Below are 15,305 nucleotides of genomic sequence, written 5' to 3' on the forward strand. Positions count from 1 at the left end.
CGCTACGCCTGGTGGAGGGCCGTCTTCGCGGCCTCGACGAAGTCCGTGAGGGCCTGCCAGAACGGGCGGAAGGCGTCGTGGAAGCGCTGCGGCGCCTCCGGCTCGCCGGAGCGCATCGCGCCCAGGGCGCGGTGGAACGGGCCGGTGGCCTTCTGCAGCGCGTTCGCGGCGGTGGCCGCGGCGGCCGGGCCCTCCAGCTCGACCACGCGCACACAGCGGCGCAGCTTGCCGTACTCGTCCCGCTCGCGCTCGGCGAGTTCGTCCAGTTCGTCCTGGAGGGCGGGGCGGCGCCCCGCCTCGGCGGCTCGCTGGACGGCGGCGATCTCCCAGTACAACTCGCCGATGCTGTGGGTCTGTTCGATCAGATCGAGATAGGCGCTGCGCCTGCTGTCGCGCAGCCGCTCCGCGCGCTGGGCGAGCACCGCGGTGTCCGCCTGGATCCGGGCGGCCCGGGTGTTGCCGCGGCTGGTGACCCAGCTGGCCAGGACGGCGGTGCCGCCGGTGAGGGCCGCGATCCAGAAGGTGCTGTCAGCCATGGACCCCCATCCCGTCCTCAACTCCCCCATCTCCGGCCATCCGCCGCCCCTTGGTCATCATGGGCCACCGCGGCTATCCCCCGATGGTAGGAAGATACGGAAGGTGTAACGGTTCAGCGGTATGTGCCAGAGATATGTTCCGGAGCATGAGCGCATCCGGGCTCCTGCCCGCCAGGACCGAACTGCGGCCCGTGGTCTCCGAGTTGAGGCTGTCGGCCTTCAAGACCCACCGTCGCGCCGCCTTCTCGCTGGGCCCGCTGACCCTGATCTCCGGTCCCAGCGGCAGCGGTAAGTCCGGGGTGCTGGAGGCGTACGCGGCGCTCGCGCGGCTCGCGGGCGGCGCCCGGCTCGCGGAGGTGTTCCGCGACCCGGCCGCGTACATCCCGCGCCGGGCGCGGCCGGACCGGCAGGGGCGGCGCGGGTTCCGCATCGGCTGCACCGTGGACGGCCCGGTCGGGCCCGTACAGCTCGACGTCGCCGTACAGGCCGAGCCCGAACTGCGCATCGTGGGCGAGCGGATGACGGGGGCGGGGGAGACGCTGCTGGAGACGGCGCTGCGCGACCCGGGGCGGCGCTGTGTGCAGGCAGCCTGGCATACGGCGGGAGCGGTGGCGGTGACCCGCGCCCCGCTGCCCGACGACCGGCTGGCGACCTCGCTGCTGCCGCTGCGGGTCGCGGGCACGACGGAGGGGCAGCGGCTCGCGCTGGCGGCCGCCGAGCAGGTGGTCATCGCGCTGCGCTCGGTCTTCCCCTGCGATCCGCGGCCGGAGCGGATGCGCGCGCCGGCGGTGCCGAGGGACGGGCGGCTGCGCGGCTGCTGCGAAAACCTGGCGGCGGTGCTGCGGCGGACCAGCCGGGAGTGCGGCACGCGCCATGCGGCGCTGGTCGCGGCGGTCCGCGCGGGGTGCGTCGGGCCGGTGGAGGGCCTGGTCACCGAGGGGCACGCGGACGGGGTGGTGCGGGCCCTGGTCGAGCAGGGGGAGCTCGGCGCGATGCCCGTGGAGCGGCTGGGCGACGGCGAGTTGCGGTATCTCGCGCTCGCGCTCGTGCTGCTGACCGGGCCCGGTGTGCTGGCCGTGGACCCGGCGGCCGATGTGCTCCCCGCGCGGCAGGTGCTGACCGTGCTGGCCGACGGTTTCGACCGGTGTCTGGACCGGCGGCAGGCGCGGGAGCTCCTGGGGGTGGCGGCCCGGATGTGCGCACGGGGGCACATCCGGCTCGTGGGGACGGTGGGGGACGTGACGGGGGCGGTCGGGGACGCCCCCGTCACGGTGGTAGACCTGGGGCGTGAGCGAGTCCTATGAGAGCGAGCGACGAACCGACGGCCGGACCGGCGGCCGAACCGACGGCCTGGATGTGGCGGCGCTGCAGCGCAGGCTGGCCGCCTTCGCGGCGGCGCGCGACTGGCAGCAGTACCACACCCCCAAGAACCTCGCGGCGGCCCTGAGCGTCGAGGCATCGGAGCTGGTGGAGATCTTCCAGTGGCTGACGCCGGAGCAGTCGGCGCGGGTGATGGAGGACGAGGGCAAGGCGGGCCGGGTCGAGGACGAGGTCGCCGATGTACTGGCGTATCTGCTCCAGTTCTGCGAGGTGCTGGGGATCGACGCGCTCGCGGCGCTCTCGGCGAAGATCGACCGGAACGAGGGGCGGTTTCCGGTGAACGGGGGGCGCTGACCGCGAACGGGGGCTGACCGCGAACGGGCGCTGACCGCGGACGGGGGCTGACCGCGGACGGGGGCTGACCGCGGACGGGGCCCTTATCGCGGGCGGGCGCTGGCCGCGAACGGGTGCTTTGGCGGTGAATGGGGGGTCTGGCGGTGAACGGGGGACTATGACGGTGAACGGGCGCTCTGGCAGTGAACCGTGATCTCGGATGGCCCGCAGGCCCTTCAACCCTCCCCTTGGTCACTCTCCGTAGTGAAAAAGTTATCCACACCGCAACTGTTGTCAACAGATTCCTGAATTCCCCTAGCTTTTCGGCCTGTTAGTTATCACTCTGGGTAGTGGAGGAGTGACGGGCTCGGAAGTCCGTTGAGAGGGGTGCGGGGAATGGACGCGATGCGGCTGATCGGTGTCACCCGGCACGCCCTGGCGAAGGCCGGGGGCGTGCACGACATCGTGGCCGAAGCCTGGCAGGTTCAAGCGCTGGCCGAGGCGGTCGGCGGTTATTTCGTGGTGAGTGGCCCGGCGGCCGCGCGAGCGGAGGCGCGCGGTCTGTGCGAGGCGGGCGGGCGGGCGCGCGGCGCCCTGTTCCACCCGGCGCTGCACCACCCCACGCTGCGCGGCGGGGGTTTACGGGCCGCACAGCTCTCGGAGGTGCGCGATCCGAGAGAGGTGCTGCTGGCGCTGGGGGATCTGCTCGCGGAGGCGGGGTTCGCGCTGGTCGGCGTCGCCTCCAATACGGAGGAGGAGGCGCTGTACTGGCAGTGTGTGGAGGCGATCGACGCGGCGGACGAGGCCCGGGACCGGGTGCACGGGATGCTCCGGCATCTCACGTTCCGCGAGTGGGGCGGGGAGTGGGGCGGTGCCGCGTGAAGAGGCAGGATGGGGGCCATGGATCTTCGCATCTTCACCGAGCCCCAGCAGGGGGCGACCTACGACACTCTGCTCACCGTCGCCAAGGCCACCGAGGACCTCGGATTCGACGCCTTTTTCCGGTCCGACCACTATCTGCGCATGGGGAGCGGGGACGGCCTCCCGGGTCCCTCCGACGCCTGGATCACCCTGGCCGGGCTGGCCCGCGAGACCCGGCGGATCCGGCTGGGCACGCTGATGACCGCCGCCACCTTCCGGCTGCCCGGTGTGCTGGCGATCCAGGTCGCGCAGGTCGACCAGATGTCGGGTGGACGAGTCGAGCTGGGTCTGGGCGCGGGCTGGTTCGAGGAGGAGCACCGGGCCTATGGGATCCCCTTCCCCAAGGAGAAGTTCGCCCGGCTGGAGGAGCAGCTGGCCATCGTCACCGGGCTGTGGCAGACCCCGGTCGGCGAGACCTTCGGCTATGACGGTGCCCACTACCAGCTGGTGGACTCCCCGGCGCTGCCCAAGCCCGCCCAGAGCAAGGTGCCGGTGCTGATCGGCGGCCAGGGGGCGACCCGCACGCCGCGGCTGGCCGCTCAGTACGCGGATGAGTTCAATATGCCGTTCGCCTCGGTCGAGGACAGTGAGCGTCAGTTCGGCCGGGTGCGGGACGCGGCCGAGGCCGCCGGCCGCAAGGGTGACGACCTGGTGTACTCCAACGCGCTCGTGGCGTGCGTGGGCAAGGACGACGCCGAGGTCGCCCGGCGGGCCGCGGCGATCGGCCGGGAGGTCGAGGAGCTGAAGGAGAACGGCCTGGCGGGCTCCCCGGCCGAGATCGTCGACAAGATCGGCCGCTATGCGCAGGCGGGCGCCTCCCGGATGTACCTCCAGATGCTGGACCTCCGAGACCTCGACCACCTGGAGCTGATTTCCTCGCAGGTCCAGGCCCAGCTGGGCTGAGCGAACCACCAGGAGCACCCGTGATGTCCGTATCCCGCACGCCCTTGGCCACCGCGTTGGAGCGCGGGCCGCTCGTCCTCGACGGCGGGCTCTCCAACCAACTGGAGGCACAGGGCTGCGATCTCTCCGACGCGTTGTGGTCGGCCCGGCTGCTGGCCGATGACCCGGGGCAGATCGAGGCGGCCCACATCGCCTACGCACGGGCGGGCGCACGGGTGCTCATCACCAGCAGCTATCAGGCCACCTACGAGGGCTTCGCCCACCGGGGCGTGGGCCACGAGGAGGCCACGTCGCTGCTGAGGCGCAGTGTCGAGCTGGCGCGCACGGGGGCGGAACGGGCGGCCGCCGAGCGCGCGACGGCGGGCGACCGGGCCACGGACGACCAGGCCGCGGAGCCGGTGTGGGTCGCCGCCTCCGTCGGGCCCTACGGGGCGATGCTGGCGGACGGCAGCGAGTACCGCGGGCGGTACGGACTGAGCGTGGCCGAGCTGGCGCGGTTCCACCGGCCGAGGATCGAGGCGCTGGCCGCGGCCGGGCCCGATGCGCTGGCGCTGGAGACGGTGCCGGACGCCGATGAGGCCGCGGCGCTGCTGAGCGCCGTCGAGGGATGCGGGGTGCCGGTATGGCTCTCCTACAGCGTCGCGGGGGAGACCACCCGGGCCGGGCAGCCCCTGCGGGACGCGTTCGCCCTGGCCGCGGGGGTCGACCAGGTGATCGCGGTCGGCGTCAACTGCTGTGAGCCGGGCGACGCGGACCGGGCCGTGGAGATCGCGGCCGACATCACCGGCAAGCCGGTGGTGGTCTATCCGAACAGCGGAGAGGAGTGGGATGCCACGGCACGCAGCTGGCGCGGCCGGGCGACCTTCGACCCGGGGCGGGTGACGGCATGGCGGGACGCGGGGGCGCGGCTCATCGGCGGCTGCTGCCGGGTGGGGCCGGAGCGGATCGCGGAGCTGGCCGCCGTGGTGAGAAACCATTAGGTGAGGAAGGGGCACCGGGCGATACTCGGACGGGTGTTCTTGACGATAACCACCACCGGCACCGCCGAGCGCCCCGCGACCGACCTCGGGTTTCTGCTGCACAAGCACCCCGACAAGGCGCAGCGGTTCTCGACCTCCTACGGCACCGCGCATGTCCTCTATCCCGAGGCGACCGCCGAACGCTGCACCGCGGCGCTGCTGTTGGAAGTGGACCCCGTGGCGTTGGTGCGGCGGGGCCGCGGCAAGGGCCGGGGCGGCGCCCCCGACTCCGCGCTCGCGCAGTACGTCAACGACCGCCCGTACGCCGCCTCCTCACTGCTGGCCGTCGCGCTGAGCGCGGTCTTCTCCAGTGCGCTCAGGGGCCAGTGCAAGGCCCGGCCCGAGCTGCCGGAGCGAGCGCTGCCGCTGCGGATCGAGGTGCCCGCGCTGCCCGCCCGCGGCGGCGCCGCCCTGGTCGAGCGGCTCTTCGCGCCGCTGGGCTGGGCGGTGACGGCCGAGCCGGTGGCGCTGGACGAGGAGTTCCCGCGCTGGGGGGACTCGCGGTATGTACGGCTGGTGCTGGAGGGCGAGCTGCGGCTGGCGGACGCCCTGCGCCATCTGTATGTGCTGCTGCCCGTGCTCGACGACGCCAAGCACTACTGGGTCGCCCCGGACGAGGTGGACAAGCTGCTGCGTTCCGGTGAGGGCTGGCTGGAGCGCCACCCCGAGCAGCGGCTGATCACCAACCGCTATCTGGCCCGGCGCTGGTCGCTGACGCGCAGCGCGCTGGAGCGGCTGGAGCTGGCGCGGCTCGCCGAGGCCGACGACACCGAGGCGGAGGAGATCGACAACGCCGTCGACAACGCCCTCGGCGAACCGGCGGCCGAGCCGCTGGAGGAGGACGACGGGGAGGAGGGTTCCGAGCAGCGGCCGGTGCCGCTGGCGGTACGGCGGCGGGAGGCGATACTCGACGCCCTGCGCGGCGCCGGGGCGGCCAGGGTGCTCGATCTGGGCTGTGGCCAGGGCCAGTTGCTGGGCGCGCTGCTGAAGGAGGCGCGGTTCACCGAGATCGTGGGCGTCGATGTGTCGATGCGCGCGCTCAACGAGGCGGCACGGAGGCTGCGGCTGGACCGTCCGGGGCCGGACCGTCCGGGAATGGACACCGGCTCGGCCGAGCGGCAGTCGTCGGCCCGGCTGAAGCTGACCCAGGGCGCGCTCACCTACACCGACTCCCGGCTCGCCGGATATGACGCGGCGGTGCTCAGCGAGGTGATCGAGCACGTGGATCCGCCCCGGCTGCCCGCCCTGGAGCAGGCGGTGTTCGGCGCCGCACGGCCCAAGGCGGTCGTGGTGACCACGCCCAACGTGGAGTACAACGTGCGCTGGGAGACCCTGCCCGCCGGGCGGATGCGCCACGGCGACCACCGCTTCGAGTGGACGCGCGAGGAGTTCCGGGCCTGGGCGCAGCAGGTCGCCGAACGGCATGGCTACGCGGTGGAGTTCCGCCCCGTCGGCCCCGAGGACCCCGAGGTCGGCCCGCCCACCCAGCTCGCGCTCTTCCGCCTGGCCGCAGAGGGCGGCGACGACGGCACGGACAGCCGGAGCGGCGACCGCACCGCGATCACGACGAAGGAGGCAGCAGCATGACCGAGGAGAAGCGCCCGATCGGCGTGCCCGACCTGTCCCTCGTGGTGCTCGTCGGCACCACCGGATCCGGCAAGTCCACCTTCGCCCGGCACCACTTCCTGCCCACCCAGATCGTCTCCTCCGACGTCTGCCGGGGGCTGGTCGCCGACGACGAGAACGACCAGAGCGCCACCCCCGACGCCTTCGACGTGCTGCACTACATCGTGGGCAAGCGGCTGGCCGCCGGGCGGCTGACCGTCGTCGACGCCACCAACGTCCGCAGCGAGTCCCGCCGCAGCCTGATCGCGCTCGCCCGCGAGCATGACGTCCTGCCCGTGGCGATCGTCCTCGACGTCCCCGAGGGCGAGTGCGCCCGGCGCAACGCCCAGCGCCCCGACCGCGCAGGGATGCCCGACCATGTCATCCCCCGCCAGCGCCGTGAGCTGCGCCGCTCCCTGAAGTCGCTGGAGCGCGAGGGGTTCCGCAAGGTGCATGTCCTGCGCGGCGTCGAGGAGGTCGAGGCCGCGGAGGTCGTCACCGAGCGCCGCTATAACGATCTGCGCCATCTGACCGGCCCGTTCGACATCATCGGCGACATCCACGGCTGCCGCTCCGAGCTGGAGACCCTGCTGGGCAAGCTGGGCTACGCCCTGCGCCGCGACGAGTCCGGCCGCCCGGTCGACGCCGCCCACCCCGAGGGCCGTACGGCGGTCCTCGTCGGCGACCTCGTCGACCGCGGCCCCGACAGCCCCGGGGTGCTGCGGCTGGTGATGGGCATGGTCGCCTCCGGCGCGGCCCTGTGCGTGCCCGGCAACCACGAGAACAAGCTCGGCCGCTATCTCAAGGGCCGCAAGGTGCGGGTCACCCATGGCCTCGCCGAGACCGTGGAGCAGCTTGACCGGGAGCACACCGCGGACCCGGCCTTCGTCGAGCGGGTGCGGGCGTTCATCGAGTCGCTGGTCAGCCACTATGTACTGGACGGCGGGGCGCTGGTGGTGTGTCACGCCGGGCTGCCCGAGAAGTACCACGGCCGCACCTCCGGACGGGTCCGCTCGCACGCCCTGTACGGGGAGACGACCGGCGAGACCGATGAGTTCGGGCTGCCGGTGCGCTATCCCTGGGCCGAGGACTACCGCGGCCGGGCCGCCGTCGTCTACGGCCACACCCCCACCCCCCGTGCCTCCTGGCTCAACAACACCATCTGCCTCGACACCGGCTGTGTCTTCGGCGGCCGGATGACCGCGCTGCGCTGGCCGGAGCGCGAGCTGGTGGACGTCCCGGCCGAGCGGGTCTGGTACGAACCGGTCAAGCCGCTGACCACCGAGGCCCCCGGAGGCGCCGACGGCCGCCCGCTCGACCTGGCCGATGTGCGGGGCCGCCGTATCGTCGAGACCCGCCATATGGGCCGGATCGCGGTCAAGGAGGAGAACGCGGCGGCGGCGCTGGAGGTCATGAGCCGTTTCGCGGTCGACCCCCGGCTGCTCGGCTATCTCCCGCCCACCATGGCGCCGACCGCCACCTCCAAGGAGGGGACCGGCGGCGGAGCCGCCGACGGAGGCTTCCTCGAACATCCGGCGGAGGCGTTCGCCGCCTACCGCGCGGACGGGGTGCGCCAGGTGATCTGCGAGGAGAAGCACATGGGCTCCCGCGCGGTGGCGCTGGTCTGCCGTGACGCCGAGCTCGCACGGGAGCGCTTCGGCGCGCCGGACGGCGCCTCCGGCACGATCCACACCCGTACCGGACGGCCGTTCTTCGACGACGTCCAGCTCACCGAGACCGTGCTGCGCGTGCTGCGCCGCTCCCTCGAGGACTCCGGGCTGTGGCAGGCGCTGGAGACCGACTGGCTGCTGCTGGACGCCGAGTTGATGCCGTGGTCGCTCAAGGCCGAGGGGCTGCTGCGCAACCAGTACGCGGCGGTGGGCGCCGCCTCCCGCGCCGTCCTCCCCGGCGTACTCGCGGCGCTGGAGGGGGCGGAGGCGCGCGGTGTCGAGGTGTCCGCCCTGCTCGGCAAGCAGCGGGAACGGGCGTCGGACGCGACCGCGTTCACCGACGCCTACCGGCGCTACTGCTGGCCGGTCGACGGGCCGGACGGTATCCGGATGGCGCCGTTCCAGATCCTGGCCGCCCAGGGCCGTAACCTCGCCACCGCGCTGCCCCATGATCAGCAGCTCGCCCTGATCGACCGGATGATCGAGGCCGAGAAGCCGGCCGCCGACGGCCACGGCGCCCGGCTGCTGGCCCCCACCCGGCGGCTGATCGTCGACACCGAGGACGAGGCCTCGGTCGCCGAGGGCGTGCGGTGGTGGCTGGATCTGACGGCGGCCGGCGGCGAGGGCATGGTGGTCAAGCCCCTCCAGGGCTTCGTCCGCAAGGGCGACGGCCGGCTGGTCCAGCCGGGCGTGAAGTGCCGGGGCCGCGAGTATCTGCGGATCATCTACGGTCCGGAGTACACCCGCCCGGAGAACCTGGACCGGCTGCGGGTGCGCCATCTGGGCCACAAGCGCTCGCTCGCCCTGCGGGAGTACGCGCTCGGGCTGGAGGCGCTGGACCGGCTGGCGGAGGGCGAGCCGTTGTGGCGCGTCCACGAGGCGGTCTTCGCGGTGCTCGCGCTGGAGTCGGAACCGGTGGATCCGCGGTTGTAGGGACGACGGTCCGGGGGCGGTCGGGCGGCGGGTCGTCACGCCTGCGGCGGGCTGTTCCCCTCCCCGCCCCTTCCCTCACCTGGGACTCCGCCCCGGACCCCGCTCCTCAATCGCCGGAGAGCTGGAAGGCGGGGCCTCGCCCCGGACCCCGCTCCTCAATCGCCGGAGAGCTGGAAGGCGGGGCCTCGCCCCGGACCCCGCTCCTCAATCGCCGGAGGGGCTGGAAGGCGGGTCTCCCGGGCCCGGAACGCGCGGCGGTAGTCGTGCGGCGGCACCCCCACGGCCCGGGTGAAGTGGCGGCGCAGATTGGCCGCCGTGCCAAGACCGCACAGCTCCGCGATCCGGTCCACCGGCAGATCGCCGCCCTCCAGCAGCTCCCGGGCGCGCGCGATCCGCTGGCCCTGCAGCCAGCGCAGCGGCGTCGTGCCCGTGGCGGCGTGGAAGCGGCGGGCCAGGGTGCGCGGGCTGGTGTGGGCGCGGCGGGCGAGGTCGGCGACGGTCAGCGGCTCATGCAGCCGTTCGGCGGCCCAGTGCAGCAGCGGGGCGAGCGAGTCGTCGGTGCGCTCCGGCAGCGGCGCCTCGATGTACTGGGCCTGGCCGCCGGGCCGGTGGGCGGGCGCGACGAGCTGCCGGGCCAGGGTGTTGGCCGCCTCGGTGCCGTAGTCCTCGCGCACCAGATGCAGGCAGACGTCGATGCAGGCCGTGGACCCCGCCCCGGTCAGCACATCGCCGTGGTCGACGTAGAGCACGGACGGATCGAGCCGTACGGCCGGATAGCGCTCGGCGAACAGCGCCGCGTACATCCAGTGGGTGGCCGCCGTACGGCCGTCGAGAAGTCCGGTCGCGGCGAGGGTGAACGCACCCGAGCACAGCGAGACGATGCGGGCGCCGCGCCGGTGGGCCTCGCGCAGCGCGGCGATCAGCTCCTCGGGCGGATCACCGCGCACATCGGCCGAGGCCGGGACGATCACCGTGTCCGCGGCGATCAGCTCCTCGGTGCCGTACGGGGTGTGGGCTGCGAACCACGAACGGGCGGCGACCGGGTCACCGGCCTCCGCGCCGCCCGGTCCGATCGCACAGACCCGCAGCTCGTACCAGGGGTCGGGGAGCCCGGGGCGATCGGTGCCGAAGACATGGCAGGGCACCGCCAGGTCGAAGATCGGCATGCCCGGGGTGACGGCGAGGGCTATGGACCGCATGGCAGAAATGTAGCGCATGCTGTCACTCCTGCCACTCGCTCCGCCGTGCCCCGGGGGCGAGGCTGGACGGGCATGACGACCCCTTCCCCGAAGGCCCAGGGGAGCGGTGTGCCCGCGGCCACCCCCGGTCCGGCCCCCGCCACCGCCCCCGACGCAGCCGCCCCCGCCCCCAGCCGTCGGCGCTGGCTGATCCTCGCCGTCGCGTCGGCGGCCCAGTTCCTCGCCGTGCTCGACATGATCGCGGTCAACATCGCCTTCCCCGCGATCGGCGCGGACTTCCGCTCGGCGTCCACCGCCGAGCTGTCCTGGGTGCTCAACGCCTACACCATCGTGCTCGCCGCGCTGCTGGTCCCGGCCGGCCGGCTGGCCGACGCGATCGGCGGGCGGCGTTCGTTCCTGACCGGCATCGCGCTGTTCGGGCTCGCCTCGGTCGCGTGTGGCGCCGCCCCCGGGCTCGGCACGCTGATCGCGGCGCGCGTGGTGCAGGGCGTGGCGGCGGCCGTCCTGGTGCCCACCTCCCTCTCGCTCGCCCTGCCCGCCTTCCCGCCGCGCGAACGGGCCACGGCGGTCGGTGTCTGGACGGCGGTGAGCGCGGTCGCGGCGAGTGCGGGGCCGGTGGCGGGCGGCCTGCTGGCCGCCTCCGACTGGCGCTGGATCTTCCTCGTCAATCCGCCCGTGGTGCTGCTGGCATGGGTGGCCGGGCTGCGGCTGCTGCCGCGCACCGGGCCCGTCCGCACCGGGCCCGTTCGTGGTGAGCGCCGCCGGCTCGATCCGCTGGGCACGCTGCTCGTCCTGCTCGGCACCGGGTCGCTCACCACCGCCTGCGTCGAGGCCGCGGACTGGGGCTACGGCGCCCCGGCCACCCTCGGCTTCCTCGCCGTCGGCCTGGTCATGGGTGCACTGGCCGTGGCGCACGTACGCCGCCATCCGGATCCGGTGGTGGACCCCGCGCTGTTCCGGACCCGCGCCTTCACCGCCGCCACGCTCGGGCTGCTCAGCTACTTCCTCGCCTACGCCGCCTCGATCCTCGCCGCGACCCTGCTGTTCACCGGGGCATGGGGCTGGTCCTCGGCCCGGGCGGGCCTTGCCGTCACACCCTGGCCGCTCACCGTCCTGGTGGTGTCGATGCTGTCGGGGCGGATCGTCAGGGCGCTGGGGGAGCGGACCACGGCCGTGGTCGGCGGGTTGTGCTTCGCCGCGGGGCCGGTGTGGTGGCTGCTCCTGGCGGGCGGCGACGGCGCCCACTACGCCGTGGGGTTCATGCCCGGCTTGGTGCTCACCGGGATCGGCGCGGGGCTCTACCAGCCGGTGATGTTCTCGGCCGCCGGACTGCTTCCGGCTCGTCAGCTGTCCCTCGGCTCCGGGGTGCTCATGATGTCCCGGCAGGGCGGCTCGGCCCTGGGTGTCGCGGCGCTGGTCATGATCACCGGCGGCGCCGCGCGGCCGGGGCTGGACGCGTTGCGCGCCGGATGGGTCTTCACGGCGGTGACCGCCGCGCTCGCGGCCGTCGCGGGCGCCGCTGTGCGTACGGGAGTTCGGGTCGATCCCGGGGAGAACGGCGGATCCGGCACCGACCCGCTACGGCACCATTGACGTGCCCGTGCCAGCTGCCTAGCGTGCTGACCGGTCCCTGGGTTCTCCGCAGGCCTGACGACGACGAGCTGAGCGGAGGGCGGATGAGTCTTTTCGAGGACGGACGGCCCTTCCTGCACGCCCTTCCGGCCGACGACCGGCGCGCACTGCTCGCACTCGGCACCCCCCGGGGCTACGCCCCCGGCGAGGTCGTGCTGCGCGAACACGACCGTACGACCTTCGTCGTGGCGATCACCTCCGGCTGGGCCACCATCTCCGTGGAGACCGAGCGCGGGGTGCGGTTGATCCTGGCGCTGCGCGGGGCGGGCGAGGTCGTGGGCGACCAGGCCGCGGTGGACCACGGTTCGCGCAGCGCCACCGTCACCGCGCTCGGCCGGATGGAGGCGGTGGTGGTCTCCGGCGACCGGTTCCGGGCCTATCTGGCCGCGCGTCCCGTCGCGACCGTACTGATCATGCGTCAGTTCAGCTCCCGGCTGCGCAGCTCCGACGGCGAGCGGCGCTCACTCGCCTCGGAGAAGGTGCTGCAGCGGCTGGCGGCCCGGCTCGTCGAACTCGCCGAGCGCACCGGCCACCCCGCCGCCGACGGGGCGATCACCGTCGATCTGCCGCTGCCCCAGCACGACATCGCGGCCGCGGTGGGCTCGACCCGGGAGGCGGTCGCCAAGGCGTTGCGGCTGCTGCGCGGCCAGGGCGTCGTCCGGACCGCCTCGCGCCGCTTCGTGGTGATGGACATCGGACTGCTGCGACTGCTGGCGGAGGGACGCGCGACGGGGGAGCACATCCCGGCGCGCCCCGCGACCGACCCCCGCGACTGACCCCACGGCCGAGCGCGGGCGCGCACTTTCCACGCGTTCTGCGCGACTGTGTAAACGGCTACAGCCGCCCCGCCGTTCCCCGGCGACCCTGGAGTGGCACAAAGGGCGCCGGACCGTGAGCGACGGGGGTGCGCACGGCCCAGTGCCCCGCACCGGAGAAGGGCGGCGGGGCGGGCAGGGGGAGAAACCCCGCCGCCCGCTTCGGGCATTCACCGGCACCCCATCACCACCACAGCGGAAGCGGGGGCCACGGCATGAAGGACGGCGGGCGATGAGCGCAGCGGAAGACATCGACGCCCGGGCGGAGTCGCGGGGACGGCGGCTGGACATCCCCAAGGGCGACCCGCTGGACGGGGCGGGCCAGCCGGGCGGCGCCCGCACGGCGCGCGAGGCACGCGCCCATCTGCATATCCCCCTCGGCCCGGCCCGGCTGCGCGCCGAACCGGCGCCGTATCCCCTCCCCGAAGGCCCGGTCCCCCGCGAGGAGTTGGACCGGCTGCGGCGGCTCTACCGGACCGTCCCCGGCTATGCCGCGATGCGCGACCATCTGCGGCGCACGGGTCTGCTGGCGCTGTGCGGCGAACCCGGCACCGGCCGCGCCTGGACCGGGCTCGCCCTCCTCTCCGAGCTGTCCGAGCTGGCCGGCGGCGGGGTCTCCCGGCTGGGGGCCGGCATTCCGCATGGGCTCGGCATCCCACATGTGGCCGACGCCGCGCTCGGGTCCGGCATCCCGTACGGGCCTGGTATCCCGTACGGCGTCGGCACCCCACATGACTCCGTCCTCCCGCTGGGGCCCGGCATCCCCCAGGGGCCCTCCGGCGTGGAGAAGACCGAGCGGGGCCACGGCTATCTCCTCGAACTCCCCGCCGACCAGGCGGACTTCGCGGTCGAGCCCCTGCTGGACCGACTGCGCGCCCACTTCGCCGGGCATGAGGCGTTCTGCGTCGTCCTGGTCGCGGGCGGCCCGGCCGCCGACCGGCTGTTGCGCGGCCGCCGCCACGCCGTGCCGTACGAGCCCCCGGCCGCCGCCGATGTCCTCGACCGCCACCTCACCGAACTGCTCGCCGACCGCCCCACCGGGCTGCTGGAGACGGCCCACACCACCGCCCGGCGCCCCGAACTGGCCGAGGCGCTCGGCCTGGACGAGCCGCGGCCCGGCGAGGCCGCCCGGCTCGCCGAGCTGCTGGCCGCGCACGCCGAGGGCAGGCTGTCCGAGGAGCGGCTGCTGGAGCACTGCCGGTCGTTCGCCCCGGACCAGGCCCGTGCGTGGTTCCTGGAGGCCGGGCGCCCCGGCACCCTGCCCGCCGCGCTGCCCGCGCTGCGCGCCGCCGCGCTGCGGATCGCGCTCGCCGTCTTCAACGGCTCGGCGCACAGCCTCATGGCGGAGGCCGCCGAACTGCTGGCCTGGGAACTGGCCGTCACGCTCGATCCGCAGTACGCGCCGGGCCGCCCGCTGTTCGCCGCCCGCCCCGGGGCCTCGCTCGCCACGGCGCGCGCGGTCCACGGCGACGGGGTGGAGGACCTCGGGGACGCGTCGGTGCCCGTGCGCGCGGTGTGGTTCGAGGGGCGGCGGCTGGCGCCCGCCGTGCTCCACGAGTCCTGGGACGCCCACCACAACCTCCGCGGCCCGATGGCCCGTTGGCTGCGCGGGCTGTGCGACGATCCGCGCCCCCAGGTGTGGGTGCGCGCGGCGGTCGCCGCGGGCGTGCTGTGCGCCCGCGACTATCTCTACGGCCTGGTCGAGCTGGCGCTGCCGCTGGCCCGTACCGACAGCCCGGTGCAGCGGATGGCGGCGGCCACCGCACTCGCCGAGGCGTCCCGGACCCCGGAGGTGCGCCCCGCCGTGAACGGGCTGCTGCGGGACTGGGCGCGCGGCGACGACGAGCGGGAGCGCGAGACCGCCGCGCTCGCCCACGGCTACGGCCTGGCGGCGGGCTCCGTCGCGGCGTCCCTGGAGGAACTGGGCCGGATCGCCTGCGCCGACGACGGCCGCACCACCTCCTACGGCGTGCTGCGGCTGCTGGCCGGGAGCGAGCCGGAGACCGTACTGACCGCGCTCACCCGCTGGCTGCGCGACACCCGGCGGCCCCGCCGGGACCTGGCGCTGCTCACGGTGTTGCGTGCGGTCACCACCCGCACCTCGCATCTGTGGGGCCTGTGCGAGGTGCCGGAGCTGGAGCCGTACGCCGCCTGGCCGCCGGCCACGGCGGTGCTGGCGGCCCATCCGGAGTGCGCGCCGCGGCTGGCCGAGCTGCTGCGGGCCGCGCTGACCTGGGCCAGATCGGCCGGGGCGGCCGAGGACGCGCTGGTCGGCTGGATCCGGCGGGCGGCCGGCGATGAGCGGCAGCTGACGGTGTTGTGCGGCTTTCTGCCCCGGCTGGCACAGGACGGCGACGAGCCGCTCGACGCGGCGGCGGCCACACGGATACGGGAGGTGCTGGAGGCGCTGTGAGGAGAG

The 15,305-nt window shown here is 74.2% G+C and carries 12 protein-coding genes; 10 read left to right on the forward strand and 2 right to left on the reverse strand.

Features of this window, described 5'->3' with window-relative positions; genetic code table 11:
- Window positions 1-2: 2 nt before the first annotated feature.
- Window positions 3-536, reverse strand: coding sequence for a hypothetical protein (locus BLV72_RS26215; protein WP_093465256.1), 534 nt, complete (start codon window positions 534-536; stop codon window positions 3-5).
- Between the two features lie 146 nt (window positions 537-682).
- Between BLV72_RS26215 and BLV72_RS26220 the strand changes: the two genes are divergently transcribed.
- From BLV72_RS26220 to BLV72_RS26250, 7 genes are all read left to right on the forward strand, one after another.
- Complete coding sequence (locus BLV72_RS26220; RefSeq protein ID WP_059141850.1) at window positions 683-1,840, forward strand: AAA family ATPase; 1,158 nt, start codon at window positions 683-685, stop codon at window positions 1,838-1,840.
- Window positions 1,841-1,892: 52 nt separating this feature from the next.
- Window positions 1,893-2,210, forward strand: coding sequence for a nucleotide pyrophosphohydrolase (locus BLV72_RS26225; protein WP_093470548.1), 318 nt, complete (start codon window positions 1,893-1,895; stop codon window positions 2,208-2,210).
- Between the two features lie 375 nt (window positions 2,211-2,585).
- Entirely contained in the window at window positions 2,586-3,071 is a 486-nt protein-coding gene (locus BLV72_RS26230) for a DUF6099 family protein (RefSeq protein WP_059141673.1), read from the forward strand.
- Window positions 3,072-3,089: 18 nt separating this feature from the next.
- Entirely contained in the window at window positions 3,090-4,013 is a 924-nt protein-coding gene (locus BLV72_RS26235; RefSeq protein WP_093465257.1) for an LLM class F420-dependent oxidoreductase, read from the forward strand.
- A gap of 23 nt (window positions 4,014-4,036) precedes the next feature.
- The gene (gene mmuM, locus BLV72_RS26240) at window positions 4,037-4,993 is read left to right on the forward strand and encodes a homocysteine S-methyltransferase (protein WP_093465259.1); all 957 of its coding nucleotides are present in this window, start codon (window positions 4,037-4,039) and stop codon (window positions 4,991-4,993) included.
- Between the two features lie 33 nt (window positions 4,994-5,026).
- Window positions 5,027-6,619 carry a 3' terminal RNA ribose 2'-O-methyltransferase Hen1 gene (locus tag BLV72_RS26245; RefSeq protein ID WP_093465260.1) on the forward strand — a complete coding sequence of 531 codons (1,593 nt, stop codon included), beginning with the start codon at window positions 5,027-5,029 and terminating at the stop codon, window positions 6,617-6,619.
- A complete protein-coding gene (locus BLV72_RS26250) occupies window positions 6,616-9,240 on the forward strand; it encodes a polynucleotide kinase-phosphatase (protein ID WP_093465262.1) in 2,625 nt (874 codons plus the stop codon). The genes BLV72_RS26245 and BLV72_RS26250 overlap by 4 nt, the downstream gene beginning before the upstream one ends.
- Before the next feature lie 155 nt (window positions 9,241-9,395).
- Here BLV72_RS26250 and BLV72_RS26255 read toward each other — a convergent pair whose 3' ends face one another.
- Window positions 9,396-10,457, reverse strand: a complete 1,062-nt coding sequence (locus BLV72_RS26255; RefSeq protein ID WP_244320966.1) for a GlxA family transcriptional regulator — start codon at window positions 10,455-10,457, stop codon at window positions 9,396-9,398.
- A 54-nt stretch (window positions 10,458-10,511) separates the two neighbouring features.
- Here BLV72_RS26255 and BLV72_RS26260 point away from each other — a divergent pair, with 54 nt between their 5' ends.
- The 3 genes from BLV72_RS26260 to BLV72_RS26270 all read left to right on the forward strand — a co-directional run bounded on the left by BLV72_RS26260 (window position 10,512) and on the right by BLV72_RS26270 (window position 15,299).
- Window positions 10,512-12,032: an MFS transporter gene (locus tag BLV72_RS26260; protein WP_093465265.1), complete on the forward strand. Its 1,521-nt coding sequence runs from the start codon at window positions 10,512-10,514 to the stop codon at window positions 12,030-12,032.
- 83 nt (window positions 12,033-12,115) lie between these two features.
- Window positions 12,116-12,847: a Crp/Fnr family transcriptional regulator gene (locus BLV72_RS26265; protein WP_093465266.1), complete on the forward strand. Its 732-nt coding sequence runs from the start codon at window positions 12,116-12,118 to the stop codon at window positions 12,845-12,847.
- A 271-nt stretch (window positions 12,848-13,118) separates the two neighbouring features.
- Window positions 13,119-15,299: a hypothetical protein gene (locus tag BLV72_RS26270; RefSeq protein WP_093465268.1), complete on the forward strand. Its 2,181-nt coding sequence runs from the start codon at window positions 13,119-13,121 to the stop codon at window positions 15,297-15,299.
- The last annotated feature ends 6 nt before the right edge of the window (window positions 15,300-15,305 follow it).

It is taken from the genome of Streptomyces melanosporofaciens, from assembly GCF_900105695.1.
GTDB lineage: Bacteria > Actinomycetota > Actinomycetes > Streptomycetales > Streptomycetaceae > Streptomyces > Streptomyces antimycoticus.